The sequence below is a fragment of the Providencia sp. 2.29 genome (assembly GCF_015832305.1).
In the GTDB taxonomy this organism is placed as follows: Bacteria; Pseudomonadota; Gammaproteobacteria; order Enterobacterales; family Enterobacteriaceae; genus Providencia; species Providencia stuartii.
In genome coordinates, this window is the sequence record NZ_CP065420.1 from 732,765 (window position 1) to 749,604 (window position 16,840).

Consider the following 16,840-nt stretch of genomic DNA (forward strand, 5'->3'; position numbering starts at 1 on the left):
ATCGAAAGACAGGTTTTTTTGCAAAAAATATGAAATTTTTTTAAGTCATCCCCTTGATGAATGAATTTACGACCCCATCTTTAAAGCATCACTCGTTATCAGTCGAATAATTGTGTAAAGCAAAAAAATTGAGCCTCGGAGTAAAAACTCCCTTGAAAATGAAATATTGAGCCTCATATAGATTGGTAATGAAATTGAACAAAAAAGAATTCCTTTGGAGGCGTTTTAGATGGGTAAAATTATTGGTATCGACTTGGGTACAACTAACTCATGCGTTGCAATTATGGATGGCACAGCTGCTCGTGTTCTTGAGAACAGCGAGGGTGATCGTACTACTCCTTCCATCATTGCGTACACACAAGACGGTGAAATTTTGGTCGGTCAGCCAGCAAAACGTCAGGCAGTGACTAACCCTGAAAATACATTATTTGCGATCAAACGTCTGATCGGCCGTCGTTTCCAAGACGAAGAAGTTCAGCGCGACGTGGCTATTATGCCATACAAAATTATTGCGGCAGATAACGGCGATGCTTGGTTAGATGTAAAAGGCCAAAAAATGGCTCCACCACAAGTTTCGGCTGAAGTTCTGAAAAAAATGAAAAAAACAGCAGAAGATTACTTGGGTGAGCCAGTAACAGAAGCTGTTATTACTGTTCCTGCATACTTTAACGATGCTCAGCGTCAAGCGACAAAAGATGCTGGCCGTATTGCTGGTCTTGATGTTAAGCGTATCATCAACGAACCAACAGCCGCAGCATTGGCTTATGGCTTAGATAAAGAAGTGGGTAACCGTACTATCGCAGTTTATGACTTAGGTGGTGGTACATTTGACCTATCAATCATCGAAATTGATGAAGTTGATGGTGAAAAAACATATGAAGTGCTGGCAACCAATGGTGATACTCACTTAGGTGGTGAAGACTTCGATAACCGTTTGATCAACTACTTAGTTGAAGAATTCAAAAAAGACCAAGGTGTTGACCTACGTAATGACCCGCTGGCAATGCAACGTCTGAAAGAAGCGGCTGAGAAAGCGAAAATCGAACTTTCTTCTGCACAGCAAACAGATGTTAACCTGCCGTACATTACAGCAGATGCAACAGGTCCTAAACACATGAACATCAAAGTGACTCGTGCGAAATTAGAGTCACTGGTAGAAGATTTAGTTAAACGTACCATGGAGCCTGTTAAGGTTGCGCTACAAGACGCTGGCCTAAGCGTAAATGACATCAACGATGTTATTTTGGTTGGTGGTCAAATCCGTATGCCTTTGGTACAAAAAGCAGTTGCTGATTTCTTTGGGAAAGAACCACGTAAAGACGTGAACCCAGATGAAGCCGTTGCAATAGGTGCAGCAGTTCAAGGTGGTGTGTTAGCGGGTGATGTTAAAGACGTGCTGTTACTTGACGTAACGCCACTGTCTTTAGGTATCGAAACAATGGGTGGCGTGATGACTCCGTTAATTCCGAAGAACACCACTATCCCAACGAAACATAGCCAAGTGTTCTCAACAGCAGAAGACAACCAAGCTGCAGTAACAATCCATGTTCTGCAAGGTGAACGTAAGCGTGCCGGTGATAACAAATCACTGGGTCAGTTTAACTTAGATGGTATTCAACCAGCACCGCGTGGTATGCCACAAATCGAAGTTACGTTTGATATCGATGCTGATGGTATCTTGCATGTATCAGCGAAAGATAAAAACAGTGGTCGTGAGCAAAACATTACCATTAAGGCTTCTTCCGGTCTGAACGACGAGGAAATCGAAAAAATGGTACGTGACGCGGAAGCGAACGCTGAAGCAGACCGTAAATTTGAAGAGTTAGTTCAGGTTCGTAACCAAGCTGACCAACTGATCCACGGTACGCGTAAGCAAATTGAAGAAGCAGGCGATAAACTGCCAGCAGAAGATAAAGCGAATATCGAAAAAGCAACATCTGAGCTAGAAGTAGCAATCAAAGGCGAAGATAAAGCAGATATCGAAGCGAAGATCCAAGCTTTAGTAACTGCTTCAGCTAAACTTCTGGAAATTGCACAACAACAAGCTCAAGCTGGCTCAGCAAATGCTGGCGCAGGCGCAGAAGCGAAGAAAGATGACGATGTTGTTGATGCTGAGTTCGAAGAAGTTAACGATAAAGACAAAAAATAATGCCCTTAGCGGGCGCAGTGACCTTGCTAATGGTTATTAATGGTTACTGATACCGAACACGGGCGTCGAGGAAACTCCACGCCCGTGTCGGCATGTTAAGGGTAAAATAAATGGCGAAAAGAGATTTTTATGAGGTCTTAGGCCTCGAAAAAAATGCTTCAGATAAAGACATCAAACGCGCATATAAGCGTTTAGCAATGAAGTATCATCCTGACCGTAATCAGGATAAAAAAGATGAAGCAGAAGCTCAATTTAAAGAGATAAAAGAAGCTTACGAAGTCCTGTCCGATGAGCAGAAGCGCGCAGCTTACGACCAGTATGGCCATGCTGCCTTTGAGCAAGGTGGCATGGGCGGCGGCGGTTTTGGCGGCGGTGCTGATTTTAGCGATATCTTTGGTGACGTCTTCGGTGATATTTTTGGAGGCGGCCGCAGACAGCAGCGCCCAAGCCGTGGTTCTGATTTACAGTACAACATGGAGCTGACCCTTGAAGAGGCTGTCCGTGGAGTGACCAAAGAGATCCGTATCCCAGCTTTGGAAACCTGTGATGTCTGCCATGGTAATGGTGCTAAACCGGGAACCAGCGTAGATACTTGCCCAACATGTCATGGTATGGGTCAGGTACACATGCGTCAGGGCTTCTTCTCTGTACAGCAACCTTGTCCAACGTGTCATGGCCGAGGCAAAATTATTAAAGATCCATGCAACAAGTGTCATGGTCATGGCCGCGTTGAACGCTATAAGACCCTATCAGTGAAAATCCCAGCAGGGGTAGATACTGGCGACCGTGTTCGTTTATCCGGTGAAGGTGAAGCTGGGGAAAATGGGGCACCAGCAGGGGATCTGTTTGTTCAAGTTCGTGTGTTACCACACAGTATTTTTGAACGTGATGGCAACAACTTACATTGCGAAGTTCCGATTAACTTTGCGGTTGCGGCATTAGGTGGTGAAATAGAAGTCCCGACCCTTGATGGTCGCGTCAAACTGAAAATCCCAGCAGAGACCCAAACCGGTAAAATTTTCCGCATGAAAGGCAAAGGCGTGAAATCTGTCCGTGGTGGTATGCAGGGTGATCTCATGTGCCATATTGTCGTTGAAACACCAGTTAAATTGAATGAGAAGCAAAAAGAGCTACTCAAAGAGTTTGGAGAATCACTCGGTGGTACGAGTGGCGAAAAGAATAGCCCACGCTCAAAAAGCTTTTTAGACGGCGTGAAGAAATTCTTTGATGACCTAACTAACAAATAATAAATTAAATGGCCCGCTTAGTTGCGGGCTTTTTTTTGAGATTAGTGCCTTTCTTTGTATTAATGGCTCAGCTTCGCGAGTAACACACCAGCTAAAATAATCACACAAGCAGTAACGCGCATGAAGTTGAACCTCTCTTTTAAGAAAACGATAGATAAAAACATCGCGAAAAGTACGCTGGTTTCTCTTACCGCAGCAACCAAAACGATGGGGGCTTGGCTCATTGCCCAGATAGCAATGCCATAACTCACTAACTGCATTAATCCACCAATTAAACCAGAGCGCCAATACTGTTTGATACCTTGAAACAGGGTTTTTTGATATTTCAAAGCGCCCGAGAGAGTAAGTACTATGCCGTTAAGCAAAAATAGCCATAACGTATACACGATAGGATCTTCGCTAGCCCGAGAGCCTTGCCCATCGGATAAGGTATAGCAGGCGGTAAAAAAAGCAGTGCACAGTGCGTAACAGAGTGCTTTTCCTGTGATATTGAGCGTCAGCTTTCTTCCGGCAAACGCAATAATAATCACCCCACTCATAATGAATAGGAGCCCAAGTAGCCCAATTAAAGAGATCATTTCATGGAAGATTAGCAAACTGAGCAAGGCAGTAATAAGCGGTGCAGAACCTCGAGAAATGGGATATATCTGCCCTAAATCACCATGTGTATAGGCTTGGCTTAAAAAATAGGCATAGCCAAGATGAAAAAGGAGTGATAAGGCTAACCAAGGTATGGCATGAACGGAAGGCAACCCCAACACAAACAGTGCCGGTATTGCTAACACCGCAGAAAATAATGAGATCATGACTAAACCGAAAAAACGGTCATTACCGAATTTTACGATGGCGTTCCAACTGGCGTGACAAAATGCTGCAAATAATACAGCGAGCAAAACATAGGTTGTCATAATACGAATAGGTGAAATAGGTTGTCATTCAGTATTACGTAATGAGGCTTTTTTGTGAAGGGCTTACGAGGTTGATTGTCACTCACTGGATGGTGAAGCTTTATTTTGTGAGCCGGCACGAAAAAGAGCGTTTACTCTAAAAAAGTGGCTAGTGGTTGATCTGTTAAGCATATTATCTTAAAAAACGGGATGTGTACTGCGACTGCGTAAAAAGAAAAATATGGATTCAAATAAATTTGTCTATATTTAAATTTAACAGTAATTAAACAAAAAGAGTGAGTAATTTCTCATATTGCTCGAGAATATCGAATCATTACTGATAAATAAACGACTTTTTACGAACTAATGATTAGCATAATATTAACACTCTGTTTATTTTGGGGTTAAATATATGACAGCAATCATCCGTAAATTTTTAAGGTTAGAAGCAGCGGGAGGGCTACTCCTAATTATTGCTGCCATAGTCGCATTAATTATGGCGAATTCGCCAGCTCAGGGACTATACCAGCAGTTTTTAGATATACCTATCTCCGTTAAGATCTCATCACTAGAGCTCGATAAGCCATTAATTCTATGGATTAATGATTTTTTGATGGCGATTTTCTTTCTTGTCGTCGGTCTTGAGGTTAAACGAGAACTGCTTGAGGGGTCGCTTGCAGGGAAAGATAAAGCTATTTTTCCTGCTGTTGCAGCGCTAGGTGGGATGTTAGCACCTGCACTCATTTATTTGCTGTTTAATGGCGCTGATGATATTACACGCCAAGGTTGGGCAATACCCGCAGCAACAGACATCGCCTTCGCCCTAGGGGTTATGGCGCTTTTAGGTAAGCGAGTGCCAACAGAGTTAAAAGTCTTTTTATTGGCACTAGCGATTATTGATGACCTTGGTGTCATTGTGATTATCGCATTCTTCTATACCAGTTCGTTATCTTTAGTCGCGCTTGGTTTAGCGGCTTTATGTGTGGCATTACTGGTTATCATGAATTGGCGGCGAGTTGAAAATACCGCAGCTTATTTAGTTATCGGGCTGATCCTTTGGGTTTGTATTCTTAAATCAGGCGTGCATGCAACTCTCGCGGGGGTCATTGTCGGTTTCTTGATACCACTGCATGGCACAAATAATACAAAACCGTCAGAAGAGCTTGAGCATGTGCTACACCCTTGGGTTGCTTATATGATTTTACCGATATTTGCTTTTGCCAACTCAGGTGTTCAATTAAACGGCGTCACGTTTGATGGATTGATGAGTACATTACCTTTAGGGGTTGCGGCAGGTTTACTTTTTGGTAAGCCTTTAGGGATTTTTCTCTTTAGTTGGGTTTCGGTAAAACTTGGGTTTGCAAAATTACCTGAGTCCATTAATTTGAGGCAAGTATTCGCAGTATCTGTTTTATGTGGAATCGGTTTTACTATGTCTATCTTTATTACCGGACTGGCATTTGATGGGTTGGATGATAGCTATAGTACCTATTCAAGACTAGGAATTTTACTTGGATCAACATTAGCTGCCTTTTTAGGTTACTTTTTGTTAAAGGTAGTGTTACCGAAACCTCAACAAAAATAGTGATTGTCTGAATTCCAATAAATTCAGAAATAAATAGTAAGAAATTCCGAGTTAATGGACTATGATATACCCGCAACACACCTTTTTTGTGTTGTGGGTATATCTATATAACTCCTGCAAAAGGAGCAGTGAAAAATAGTATGGTCAGTATTGATTATTATTGGCGGTACAGAAGGAATCGATATGCGGGTTTCACACCTTAATTTTAACCACCTTTATTATTTTTGGCATGTCTGTAAAGAAGGGTCTGTCGTTGGGGCAGCTGAAGCGTTGTATTTAACCCCTCAAACCATTACCGGGCAAATAAAAGCATTAGAAGAGCGGCTAGGCGGTAAATTATTTAAGCGCCAAGGGCGCGGTTTAGTTCCCTCAGAGCTTGGGCAACTCATTTTTCGCTACGCTGACAAAATGTTTATGTTAAGCCAAGAAATGCTTGATATTGTCAATTATAGCCGAGAATCAAATTTGTTGTTTGATGTCGGTGTTGCTGATGCCTTATCGAAACAGTTAGTAAGTCGAGTTTTAGAAACGGCGGTCGTTGAACATGAGCAGATCCATCTTCGCTGCTTTGAATCGACTCATGAAATGTTGCTTGAGCAACTGAGCCAACACAAACTTGATATGATTTTATCTGATTGCCCAGTCGATTCATCACAGCAAGAAGGCCTATTTTCTGTGAAGTTAGGCGAGTGCAGTGTGAGTTTCTTTTGCCGCGACCCTGCACCTAAAAAGCCATTCCCTGAATGTTTAGAAGAGCGTCGTTTGCTGATCCCAGGTCGCCGTTCAATGTTAGGACGCCACTTATTGACTTGGATCCGTAATAAGAATTTGCAAGTTGAAGTACTTGGTGAATTTGATGATGCTGCTTTAATGAAAGCCTTTGGTATGCATCACAATGCAATCTTTGTTGCTCCCTCATTATATGCCGCGGATATTTTGGGAGGGGAGGATGTTATCGAACTCGGTCGGTTAGATAGCGTTAAAGAAGAGTATTTTGTCATTTTTGCGGAACGCATGATCCAACATCCTGCGGTTCAGCGTGTCTGTAACAAAGATTTTTCCAATCTGTTCTCAGCGCCATTTGATAAGCTTGAGAAAAAAGTTTAACAGACAAAAAAACCGGCAGAAGCCGGTTTTTTTAGCTAATCAAGAAGCAAAATTACATAGCTTTGATTTGAGCTGCTAAGTTAGCTTTATGACGCGCTGCTTTGTTTTTGTGGATCAGGCCTTTAGTGGCGTGACGATCAACAATAGGTTGCATGTCATTGAATGCTTTCTGAGCCGCTTCTTTATCGCCAGCAGCGATAGCAAGGTAAACTTTCTTGATAAAAGTACGCACCATAGAACGACGGCTAGCGTTGTGCTGACGACGTTTCTCAGATTGTATAGCGCGTTTCTTAGCTGATTTGATATTAGCCAAGGTCCAACTCCCAAATGTATTCTATTGAGGACAATTCAAAGGTCGAGGAATATGCCCTTTCGCCCTTCATTTGTCAATGGATTTGTGCAAATAAACGTCGTGTACATCGACGTAAGTGCGTTTGTGAATGGTGCAAGATTCTACCAGCAAATGCTAGAGGAATACAGATCTTCACGCGAAAAAAAAGCGTATTTGATGGCACATAATAAAAAATTTTTTTACTGAAAAAATTTTTGAGTTGAAGATAATAGCAGTTAGTATAATTATCACGCAATAATTGTTTGTTTATTGGTCATTGAGAACAATGGCTTGCATAAGTCTGGACGAAAATCAGAAAAATTTACGATTTTTCGAGACCTCAGCGCAATTTTGTTGTATTGATAATCCATTGGTTATCCCTATATTTTGATCTTTATATTCAGCAACAGCTAAATTTTTTTCGTTAAAACCGCTTAGTCGGGGTTTTATTCAGGCTAAAACTGGGCTGTAACTTGTGTATTGATCAAAAAATGGCGATTGAATGAAACCTTTTACGAACTTGGGTTAACCTTAAGCGTCGTACAAGGTATAATCCAGCAATTTCCTCGGTATTGAGCCTGTTATGGAGCTAATTCGCGGTATACAAAATATCCGGGCGTGCCATCATGGTTGCGTGCTGACTATTGGTAATTTTGATGGTGTCCATCGTGGGCATCAGGTTTTACTTCAAAATTTGAAGCAAAAGGGTGAACAGTTGGGGTTACCCTCTGTCGTGATGATTTTTGAACCACAACCCCTTGAGTTTTTTATTGGTGATAAAGCGCCTGCTCGTTTGACGCGTCTGCGAGACAAAGTGAAATACTTGGCAGACAGTGGGATTGATTACCTACTGTGTGTTGAGTTTAACCAACATTTTGCCTCTTTAACGCCAGATGAGTTTGTCGCTGAACTACTGGTAAAAAAATTGGGCGTAAAATACCTCGCCATAGGCGATGATTTTCGTTTTGGTAAGAATCGTATGGGCGATTTTGCTTTCCTACAGCAAGCAGGTAGCCAGTATGGGTTTCAAGTCGCGGATACAGAAAGTTTTTGTGATTCGGGGTTGCGTATCAGTAGCACTGCGATTCGCAAAGCAATACAAGATAACGATCTGGCATTAGCAGAAACGTTATTAGGCCACCCATATCGTATCAGTGGGCGTGTTGTGCATGGAAACCAACTTGGGCGTACCATCGGTTTTCCAACGGCAAACCTGCCATTAAAACGATTAGTCACACCTGTGACGGGTGTGTATGCTGTAGAAGTTTACGGTTTAGGGGATAAGCCTTTGCCTGGTGTAGCAAATATAGGTACTAGGCCAACAGTATCTGGTAAAGGGCAGCAATTAGAAGTCCATCTGATTGATGCCAATATGGATTTATACGGACGTCATATTGATGTCGTGTTGCGTAAGAAATTACGCGACGAACAGCGGTTTGCTTCATTAGACGCACTTAAGGAGCAAATCGCTAAAGATGTGATTGCGGCTAGGGATTACTTAGCGGCAATAAATGTCAGATAATTTAGCGGAAAATGGAACTGAGAATCGATGAGTGACTATAAAAATACCCTGAATCTACCAGAAACAGGGTTTCCAATGCGTGGCGATCTCGCCAAACGCGAACCACAGATGTTAGAGCGCTGGTACAAAGAAGGTTTGTATCATGCTATCCGTAAAGCAAAATCGGGCAAAAAAACATTTATTCTGCACGATGGTCCTCCGTATGCTAACGGCAGTATTCATATTGGTCACTCAGTCAACAAAATTCTCAAAGACATTATTATTAAATCCAAAGGGCTGGCGGGCTTTGACTCCCCATACATCCCTGGTTGGGATTGCCATGGTTTACCTATTGAACATAAAGTTGAGCAAATAGTAGGCAAGCCAGGGGAAAAAGTTTCCGCCGCTGAATTCCGTGCACAATGCCGTCAATATGCTAAAGAGCAAATTGAAGGCCAAAAAGCTGACTTTATTCGCCTTGGTGTTTTGGGTGAGTGGGATAAGCCGTATCTGACGATGGACTTCAAAACAGAAGCAAACATTATCAGAGCATTGGCGAAAACTATCGCTAATGGTCACCTAGTGAAAGGGGCAAAACCAGTTCACTGGTGTACTGCTTGTGGGTCTTCACTTGCTGAAGCAGAAGTTGAATACTATGACAAAACGTCACCATCTATCTACGTTCGTTTCCCTGCCGTAGATAGCAACGCGGTGTACGAAAAATTTGGCGTAGTGGGTGATAAAACGCCAGCGCTAGTCATTTGGACCACAACGCCTTGGACGTTACCAGCTAACCGTGCTATCTCACTGAACCCTGAGTTTAAATACCAGTTGGTTGAAGCCAATGGCGAAGTCGTTATCCTTGCGGCTGATCTCGTTGAAGATGTCATGAAAACAGTGGGCATTGAGTCATGGAAAGTGCTGAGCGAATGTGAAGGCAGTGCCCTTGAATTATTGCGCTTCGAGCATCCATTTATGGGCTTTGATGTGCCTGCTATTTTAGGGGATCACGTTACTCTAGATGCCGGTACAGGGGCAGTGCATACCGCCCCAGGTCATGGTCCAGAAGACTATGTAGTCGGTCAAAAATATGGCCTAGAAACTGCAAACCCAGTAGGTCCAGATGGTTGCTTCCTTGCGAATACCTATCCAACCTTGGATGGTGTGTTCATCTTCAAAGCTAACGATGTCATCGTTGAGTTACTGAAAGAAAAAGGCGCATTGCTGTATAAGCAAGCTATTTCACATAGCTATCCATGCTGTTGGCGTCATAAAACCCCAGTCATTTTCCGTGCTACACCACAATGGTTTATTGGCATGGATAAGAATGGCTTGCGTGAGCAATCACTAAAAGAGATTGATATCGTTCAGTGGATCCCAGGTTGGGGTCGTGCACGTATCGAATCAATGGTTGAAAACCGCCCTGACTGGTGTATCTCGCGTCAACGTACGTGGGGAACACCAATGTCACTGTTTGTGCATAAAGAGACCGAAGAGTTACATCCTCGCACGTTGGAGTTGATGGAAGAAGTCGCTAAACGTGTTGAAGTTGATGGTATTCAAGCATGGTGGGATCTGGATGCTGCTGAGCTATTAGGTGATGAAGCTGAAATCTACCGTAAAGTGCCAGACACACTGGATGTATGGTTTGATTCAGGGTCGACACATTTTGCCGTTGTGGATGCACGTCCTGAGTATCACGGCAATTCAGCGGATATGTACCTTGAAGGTTCAGACCAACATCGTGGTTGGTTTATGTCTTCATTGATGCTCTCAACGGCAATGAAAGGCAAAGCACCTTATCGTCAAGTACTGACTCATGGCTTTACTGTCGATGGTCAAGGCCGCAAGATGTCTAAATCTTTAGGTAACACAATTAGCCCACAGGATGTGATGAACAAACTGGGTGCTGATATTTTACGTCTATGGGTGGCATCTACCGATTACACTGGTGAAATTGCGGTATCGGATGAGATCTTAAAACGTGCGGCAGACTCTTATCGCCGTATTCGTAACACTGCACGTTTCTTACTGGCTAACCTGAACGGCTTTAACCCTGAAACTGATATGGTTAAACCTGAAGAGATGGTGGTGTTAGATAGATGGGCAGTAGGGCGTGCACTTGAGGCTCAAAAAGAGATCACTAAAGCCTATGATGAATATGACTTCTTGTCAGTCATTCAGCGCCTTATGCATTTCTGCTCTATCGAAATGGGCTCATTCTATCTGGATATCATTAAAGATCGCCAGTATACCGCGAAGAGTGATAGCCTTGCTCGTCGTAGCTGCCAAACAGCGTTATTCCATATTGCGGAAGCCTTGGTTCGTTGGATTGCACCAATACTGTCGTTCACTGCGGATGAAATTTGGAACGAGCTGCCAGGTGAGCGTGCTAAGTTTGTATTAACCGAAGAGTGGTATGACGCATTATTTGGTTTGGCAGAAACAGAAAGCATGAATGATGATTTCTGGGCTGAGCTACTTGCTGTTCGTGGTGAAGTTAACAAAGTTCTTGAGCAAGCACGTGCAGATAAACATATCGGTGGCTCATTAGAGGCCTCTGTCACCTTGTATGCGGATAAAGCGCTTGCAGAGAAGCTCAATAGCTTAGCGGATGAGCTCCGTTTTGTGTTGTTGACCTCTCAAGTACGAGTTGCTGATATTGCTGAGGCACCAGCGAATGCACAACAATCAGAGCTAAGTGGCTTGAAAATTGGCTTTAGCAAGGCTGCTGGTGAGAAATGTCCTCGCTGCTGGCACTATGCTAATGATGTAGGTTCCGTTGCTGATCACCCTGAATTGTGTGGTCGCTGTGTCACTAACGTAGCCGGAAACGGTGAAATACGTAAGTTTGCATAATGAAGAGACCTATTTGTTCTACTGGGTTACGTTGGTTGTGGTTAACCGTTGTGCTGATTGCATTGGATTTAGGCATTAAACAGTTAGTCTTGAAAGAGATGAACCTGTATGAGCCACATCCAATCATGCCTTACCTCAACTTGATGTATGCACAAAACTTTGGTGCCGCATTTAGTTTTCTTGCTGATGAGGGAGGCTGGCAACGTTGGTTCTTTGCTGGCATCGCGGTGACGATATCTGTCATTTTAATGGTAATGATGTATCGCCAAAGCGCGCAAAAACGACTAAGCAATATCGCTTATGCGTTGATTATCAGTGGAGCAATTGGCAATCTGAGTGATCGTTTAATACATGGCTTTGTCATTGATTATATTGATTTTTATATAGGCAATTGGCATTACCCAACATTTAACCTTGCAGATGTTACGATTTGTATTGGTGCCGCTTTAGTGATCTTAGAAGGCTTCTTGCCTGACAAGGACAAAAAGAAAGCAAATTAACTGATATAATAACCCTCAGCCCGGTTCTGCCGGGCTGATTTTTATAATAGAAATAGGTTCGATTTATGTCTACTCAGGTACAACCACAAAGCGCGGTATTGTTGCATTTTACGTTGAAACTAGAAGATGGTTCGACAGCCGATTCTTCCCATAGTCAGGGTAAACCTGCGTTGTTTAGTTTAGGGGATGGTTCACTTTCACCTGAATTAGAAGCGCAATTAGTTGGGCTGAATGTGGGTGAAAAGAAAAGTTTTTCATTACCGGGTGATACGGTCTTTGGTAAACATAATCCTGATTTAATTCAATACTTTTCTCTGCGTGATTTTACGGAAACAGGGATACCTGAGATTGGCACAATCATGCTTTTTACTGCAATGAATGGCAGTGAGATGCCTGGAGTAGTAAAATCAATAGAAGGTGAATCTGTGACGATTGATTTTAATCATCCGTTAGCAGAGCAACAAATCACTTTTGATATTGAAGTACTTGAGATTGACCCGCAATTGGAGAGTCAAAATGCAAATATTAATGGCTAACCCTCGTGGCTTTTGTGCAGGGGTAGACCGTGCGATCAGCATTGTAGAAAGAGCACTTGAGCTTTATGGTGCACCTATTTATGTACGCCATGAGGTTGTTCACAACCGTTATGTGGTAGATGATCTGCGTCAGCGCGGTGCTATTTTTATTGAAGAGATCTCTGAAGTACCCGATGGCTCGATCCTGATTTTTTCTGCTCATGGCGTCTCTCAAGCTATTCGTCAAGAAGCGCGCTCACGTGATCTGACGATGTTATTTGATGCGACTTGTCCATTGGTGACCAAAGTACATATGGAAGTGGCGCGTGCTAGCCGAAAAGGCAAAGAAGCTATTTTGATTGGTCACGCAGGCCATCCAGAAGTAGAAGGCACCATGGGGCAGTACAGTAATCCAGAAGGTGGAATGTACCTTGTTGAAAGCCCAGAAGATGTCTGGAAGCTGCAAGTAAAAGACGAAAATAATTTGTGCTTTATGACCCAAACAACGCTCTCGGTCGATGATACCTCTGATGTTATTGATGCATTAACTCAACGTTTCCCAAGCATTGTTGGCCCGCGTAAAGATGATATCTGCTATGCGACGACCAATCGTCAAGAAGCAGCGCGTGAACTTGCTGAGCGTGCAGATATTGTGTTGGTTGTGGGGTCTAAAAATTCGTCAAACTCGAATCGTTTGGCGGAATTGGCTTCCCGAATGAAAAAACCAGCTTATCTCATCGATGGTGCTGAAGACATTAAAACAGAGTGGCTAGTCGATAAAAAAATTATCGGTTTGACTGCGGGAGCCTCAGCGCCTGATATTTTAGTTCGCCAAGTGATCGATAAACTGAAAGAGTTTGGCGCCGATGAGGTTGTAGAGCTTCAAGGCCGCGAAGAAAATATTGTGTTTGAAGTGCCTAAAGAGTTACGTGTTGAGGTTAAGCAAATTAGCTAATGGCAAGGCGCCTAGTTATTTATTATAGAATACCTCTGATCTGCCTAATAGAGGCAGGTTGGAGGCAACGCAGCGTTTTTGGAGTTTTCATTCGTGCCCAACAATACCGCCCATGCCGTTAATGTACTTTCTGTTTTTGATTTCGATGGCACATTAACATATCGTGACAGCTTTATCCCATTTTTAAAATTCGCGTTCGGGAAATATCGTTTTTCCCGCAAAATTATTAGATTGGTTTTGCCTACTTTGCAATGTGCTAGGCGCAAGCTCACGCGTGACGAATTAAAAGAAGTGCTGATTAAGACCTTTCTCACGGGGGTTGACGAGAAGTGGCTAAAAGAGAAGGCCGAACAGTTTTGTAAGATTTATTGGACGAAATTGATGCGCCCTGAAGGGGTATTAGGTGTTGCCGCTGAAGTTGAAAGTGGTGCTGAAGTGACGATTTGTTCCGCCTCACCATCTCTGGTCCTTAAGCCGTTTGCAAAAAGGTTAGGCATCAAGTTGATCAGTACTGAACTTGAAGTGGTGAATGGTAAATTAACGGGGAATTTGGTTGGCCAAAACTGCCGCCGTGAACAGAAAGTAAAACGTTTAGAGCAGGTATACGGTGACTTGGGTCAATATCACCTACGCGCTTGGGGTGATACTCGTGGGGATTTTGAATTATTGCAAGCTGCGCAAGACGCACACTGGCGCCATTTCCATAAAAAGCACTACCGATATAAACATAAACAGGTGGTTAGTAGAGACTGATTTTATTATCAGTCTCTTGGGAAAATAAAGTCATCAAGAGAGAGATGAGAGCTTGATGACTGCCAGTAATCTTTATAGATGAGGGCAGTGCTCATCTTAGTTAAGGTGAATTAGATATTGACACCGTGTTGAGCTGCTAATGCACTCAAGCCACCCGCGAAGCCTTGGCCTACCGCTTTGAATTTCCACTCGTTACCATGGCGATATAGCTCACCAAAAATCATTGCTGTTTCAGTTGACGCGTCTTCAGATAGGTCAAAACGTGCTATTTCAGCATTGGTATCGTTGTTGTAAACACGCATAAAGCTGTTGCTTACCATGCCAAAGTTTTGTTTACGTGTTTCTGCATCATAAATCGTGACAGAGAAAACCAGTTTTTTCACTTCAGCAGGAACTTTAGTCAGGTCGATTTTGACTTGTTCGTCATCACCGTCGCCTTCCCCAGTACGGTTATCGCCTTGGTGTTCAACAGAACCACATGGGCTTACTTTGTTGTTGAAGAAGATAAAATTTGCATCAGAGAGAACTTTACCGTCTTCTCCAACCATAAATACAGAAGCATCTAAATCAAAATCTGCGCCGTCAGTAACACGAGCATCCCATCCCAGACCGACCATAGCAACATTCATTGTCGGTGCTTCTTTAGTCAGGGATACATTACCACCTTTAACGAGGGAAACTGCCATATAAAGCTCCTTTGCTGTTGAAAATTGGTAGCGTTTTTTCGCTACCAATACTTATCACTGATTTTACTGATATCAAGATGCATTGATGCCGTATTGAGCGCATACAGAGGCTAGGCCACCTGCATAGCCTTGACCGACGGCACGGAATTTCCACTCATTGCTATGACGGTATAATTCACCGAATAGCATTGCCGTTTCCGTTGACGCGTCTTCAGTCAGGTCATAACGAGCGACTTCAATTTGGTTGTCATCATTGACTAAACGGATAAATGCACCAGAAACTTGGCCGAAACTTTGGCGACGAGCTTGTGCATCATGAATAGTGACAACGAAGATGATTTTATCGATGTCCGCTGGGATCAGGTCTAATTTGATTTTCAGCGCTTCATCGTCACCATCGCCTTCACCAGTACGGTTATCACCGGTATGAGTTACTGAGCCGTCGGCAGATGCTAGGTTGTTATAGAAAATAAAGTCTGCATCACCACGTACTTTTCCGTTAGCGGCTAATAAAAATGCAGAAGCATCTAAGTCAAAGTCCTGACCGTCTGTTGAACGAGCATCCCAGCCAAGTCCAACTAGGACGTTTTTCATCGTTGGTGCTGCTTTGCTTAACGAAACATTGCCGCCTTTAGATAGAGAAACGCTCATTGTTATAACTCCTTGAAAATTTATGCAAAAATATGTTGTGAAAGAATGTTAGCTATGCTTTTCATCCTCAGATTTATCTTTTTCTGGAAAAAGTACGCTTGCGATAATGCCTAATGCAAGTACCCCAAGTACCACAAACAAGCTTGTGCTAGCAGAGATACTAAAGCCATGATGCCAAATATGATCTGTTGCATTCAAGCCAAGTTTAACGGCAATAAAGAACAGAAGAACGATGACGGCTTTTTCTAAGTAGACAAGATATTGCTTCAATGCTTCCAGAACGAAATAAAGCGTACGCAAACCTAATATTGCAAACATCATTGCGCTGTAAACAATCAGTGGCTCACGGCTTACCGCGATAATAGCGGGTACAGAGTCAAAAGCAAACATCACATCAGATAACTCAACGACAGCCACACATAACATAAGTGGGGTTGCGTAAAGTGCTGCTTTTTTACCGCGGCCGATTGTCACATCTTTGTTTTCAGGTTTGGCTAGCTCTGCATCAACTTCTTTTTGTGTTAATAAGAATGCGTGCCCCGTTATTTTAGGCCAAATTGGGAAGAAACGTTTGACTAAACGATAGGCTAAGTGCTGAGAATAATCCTCAATTTCATCACTGTCATCGCCGCTACGTAACATCATTACCGCTGTCCAAGCAACCACAAGGGCAAAGATGATTTCAACGTATGGTCCTAAGCTGAGAAGTCCTGTACCGATGGCGACGAAGATCCCACGGAAAATAATGGCACCGATAATCCCCCAGTATAGAACCCGGTGGCGAAAGCGATCCGGTACGGCAAACCAAGAGAAAATCGCCATCATGACAAACAAGTTGTCGACCGAGAGGACTTTTTCCAACGCATAACCTGTTACGAATAGGCTGGCAACTTCCGAGCCATGATGGATATATAGGAATCCAGCAAATGCCATAGCAATGGCAACCCAGAATATGGACCAGAAAATTGCATTTTTTAATGTGATCGGTTTATCAGCACGGTGCATAAATAAATCGATAAAAATAGCTCCGATTGCTAATACCACAAACACAATTACGGTTTCAGTCGGAAAGCCAATATGAGTGGATACCATAATAATTCCTAAACGGGGTCCT

The 16,840-nt window shown here is 43.0% G+C and carries 15 protein-coding genes; 10 read left to right on the forward strand and 5 right to left on the reverse strand.

What is annotated here, in order from left to right:
* Window positions 1-229 precede the first annotated feature (229 nt).
* Entirely contained in the window at window positions 230-2,149 is a 1,920-nt protein-coding gene (gene dnaK / locus I3B46_RS03140; protein ID WP_104873004.1) for a molecular chaperone DnaK, read from the forward strand.
* Between the two features lie 110 nt (window positions 2,150-2,259).
* Complete coding sequence (gene dnaJ, locus I3B46_RS03145) at window positions 2,260-3,396, forward strand: molecular chaperone DnaJ (protein ID WP_004926754.1); 1,137 nt, start codon at window positions 2,260-2,262, stop codon at window positions 3,394-3,396.
* Window positions 3,397-3,455: 59 nt separating this feature from the next.
* On the opposite strand, the gene I3B46_RS03150 is transcribed toward dnaJ, so the two are convergent.
* Window positions 3,456-4,304, reverse strand: a complete 849-nt coding sequence (locus I3B46_RS03150; protein ID WP_104873003.1) for an EamA family transporter — start codon at window positions 4,302-4,304, stop codon at window positions 3,456-3,458.
* 391 nt (window positions 4,305-4,695) lie between these two features.
* On the opposite strand from I3B46_RS03150, the gene nhaA reads away from it, so the two are divergent.
* Both nhaA and nhaR read left to right on the forward strand, forming a co-directional pair.
* Complete coding sequence (nhaA, locus tag I3B46_RS03155) at window positions 4,696-5,868, forward strand: Na+/H+ antiporter NhaA (RefSeq protein ID WP_004926760.1); 1,173 nt, start codon at window positions 4,696-4,698, stop codon at window positions 5,866-5,868.
* Window positions 5,869-6,051: 183 nt separating this feature from the next.
* A complete protein-coding gene (gene nhaR, locus I3B46_RS03160; protein ID WP_014656815.1) occupies window positions 6,052-6,975 on the forward strand; it encodes a transcriptional activator NhaR in 924 nt (307 codons plus the stop codon).
* A gap of 52 nt (window positions 6,976-7,027) precedes the next feature.
* Here nhaR and rpsT read toward each other — a convergent pair whose 3' ends face one another.
* The gene (rpsT, locus tag I3B46_RS03165; protein WP_014656814.1) at window positions 7,028-7,288 is read right to left on the reverse strand and encodes a 30S ribosomal protein S20; all 261 of its coding nucleotides are present in this window, start codon (window positions 7,286-7,288) and stop codon (window positions 7,028-7,030) included.
* Between the two features lie 601 nt (window positions 7,289-7,889).
* Here rpsT and ribF point away from each other — a divergent pair.
* The 6 genes from ribF (at window position 7,890) to I3B46_RS03195 (ending at window position 14,389) form a co-directional block, all read left to right on the forward strand.
* Complete coding sequence (ribF, locus tag I3B46_RS03170) at window positions 7,890-8,828, forward strand: bifunctional riboflavin kinase/FAD synthetase (protein WP_004926774.1); 939 nt, start codon at window positions 7,890-7,892, stop codon at window positions 8,826-8,828.
* Between the two features lie 27 nt (window positions 8,829-8,855).
* Entirely contained in the window at window positions 8,856-11,666 is a 2,811-nt protein-coding gene (ileS, locus tag I3B46_RS03175; protein WP_004926779.1) for an isoleucine--tRNA ligase, read from the forward strand.
* Window positions 11,666-12,166 (forward strand): signal peptidase II, encoded by a 501-nt coding sequence (gene lspA / locus I3B46_RS03180; RefSeq protein WP_014656811.1) that lies wholly within the window; start codon window positions 11,666-11,668, stop codon window positions 12,164-12,166. Before ileS ends, lspA begins: the two co-directional genes overlap by 1 nt.
* A 65-nt stretch (window positions 12,167-12,231) precedes the next feature.
* Window positions 12,232-12,702 carry an FKBP-type peptidyl-prolyl cis-trans isomerase gene (gene fkpB, locus I3B46_RS03185; RefSeq protein ID WP_004926787.1) on the forward strand — a complete coding sequence of 157 codons (471 nt, stop codon included), beginning with the start codon at window positions 12,232-12,234 and terminating at the stop codon, window positions 12,700-12,702.
* Window positions 12,683-13,636, forward strand: coding sequence for a 4-hydroxy-3-methylbut-2-enyl diphosphate reductase (gene ispH / locus I3B46_RS03190; protein ID WP_004926791.1), 954 nt, complete (start codon window positions 12,683-12,685; stop codon window positions 13,634-13,636). The genes fkpB and ispH overlap by 20 nt, the downstream gene beginning before the upstream one ends.
* A 93-nt stretch (window positions 13,637-13,729) precedes the next feature.
* Window positions 13,730-14,389: an HAD family hydrolase gene (locus I3B46_RS03195; RefSeq protein ID WP_004926796.1), complete on the forward strand. Its 660-nt coding sequence runs from the start codon at window positions 13,730-13,732 to the stop codon at window positions 14,387-14,389.
* A 110-nt stretch (window positions 14,390-14,499) separates the two neighbouring features.
* Here I3B46_RS03195 and I3B46_RS03200 read toward each other — a convergent pair whose 3' ends face one another.
* The 3 genes from I3B46_RS03200 to I3B46_RS03210 all read right to left on the reverse strand — a co-directional run bounded on the left by I3B46_RS03200 (window position 14,500) and on the right by I3B46_RS03210 (window position 16,818).
* Entirely contained in the window at window positions 14,500-15,075 is a 576-nt protein-coding gene (locus tag I3B46_RS03200) for a TerD family protein (RefSeq protein ID WP_004926799.1), read from the reverse strand.
* A gap of 72 nt (window positions 15,076-15,147) precedes the next feature.
* Window positions 15,148-15,726 (reverse strand): tellurium resistance membrane protein TerD, encoded by a 579-nt coding sequence (gene terD, locus I3B46_RS03205; RefSeq protein ID WP_004926803.1) that lies wholly within the window; start codon window positions 15,724-15,726, stop codon window positions 15,148-15,150.
* A 48-nt stretch (window positions 15,727-15,774) separates the two neighbouring features.
* Window positions 15,775-16,818 (reverse strand): TerC/Alx family metal homeostasis membrane protein, encoded by a 1,044-nt coding sequence (locus I3B46_RS03210; protein ID WP_004926804.1) that lies wholly within the window; start codon window positions 16,816-16,818, stop codon window positions 15,775-15,777.
* Window positions 16,819-16,840 lie beyond the last annotated feature (22 nt).

What these genes read in the sequence shown, in the direction of transcription:
- ribF (WP_004926774.1), top strand. Translation starts at nt 7,890, where the DNA reads ATGGAGCTAATTCGCGGTATACAAAATATCCGGGCGTGCCATCATGGT.
- nhaR (WP_014656815.1), top strand. Translation starts at nt 6,052, where the DNA reads ATGCGGGTTTCACACCTTAATTTTAACCACCTTTATTATTTTTGGCAT.
- lspA (WP_014656811.1), top strand. Translation starts at nt 11,666, where the DNA reads ATGAAGAGACCTATTTGTTCTACTGGGTTACGTTGGTTGTGGTTAACC.
- ileS (WP_004926779.1), top strand. Translation starts at nt 8,856, where the DNA reads ATGAGTGACTATAAAAATACCCTGAATCTACCAGAAACAGGGTTTCCA.
- nhaA (WP_004926760.1), top strand. Translation starts at nt 4,696, where the DNA reads ATGACAGCAATCATCCGTAAATTTTTAAGGTTAGAAGCAGCGGGAGGG.
- terD (WP_004926803.1), bottom strand. Translation starts at nt 15,726, where the DNA reads ATGAGCGTTTCTCTATCTAAAGGCGGCAATGTTTCGTTAAGCAAAGCA.
- fkpB (WP_004926787.1), top strand. Translation starts at nt 12,232, where the DNA reads ATGTCTACTCAGGTACAACCACAAAGCGCGGTATTGTTGCATTTTACG.
- I3B46_RS03200 (WP_004926799.1), bottom strand. Translation starts at nt 15,075, where the DNA reads ATGGCAGTTTCCCTCGTTAAAGGTGGTAATGTATCCCTGACTAAAGAA.
- dnaJ (WP_004926754.1), top strand. Translation starts at nt 2,260, where the DNA reads ATGGCGAAAAGAGATTTTTATGAGGTCTTAGGCCTCGAAAAAAATGCT.
- dnaK (WP_104873004.1), top strand. Translation starts at nt 230, where the DNA reads ATGGGTAAAATTATTGGTATCGACTTGGGTACAACTAACTCATGCGTT.
- I3B46_RS03150 (WP_104873003.1), bottom strand. Translation starts at nt 4,304, where the DNA reads ATGACAACCTATGTTTTGCTCGCTGTATTATTTGCAGCATTTTGTCAC.
- ispH (WP_004926791.1), top strand. Translation starts at nt 12,683, where the DNA reads ATGCAAATATTAATGGCTAACCCTCGTGGCTTTTGTGCAGGGGTAGAC.
- I3B46_RS03210 (WP_004926804.1), bottom strand. Translation starts at nt 16,818, where the DNA reads ATGGTATCCACTCATATTGGCTTTCCGACTGAAACCGTAATTGTGTTT.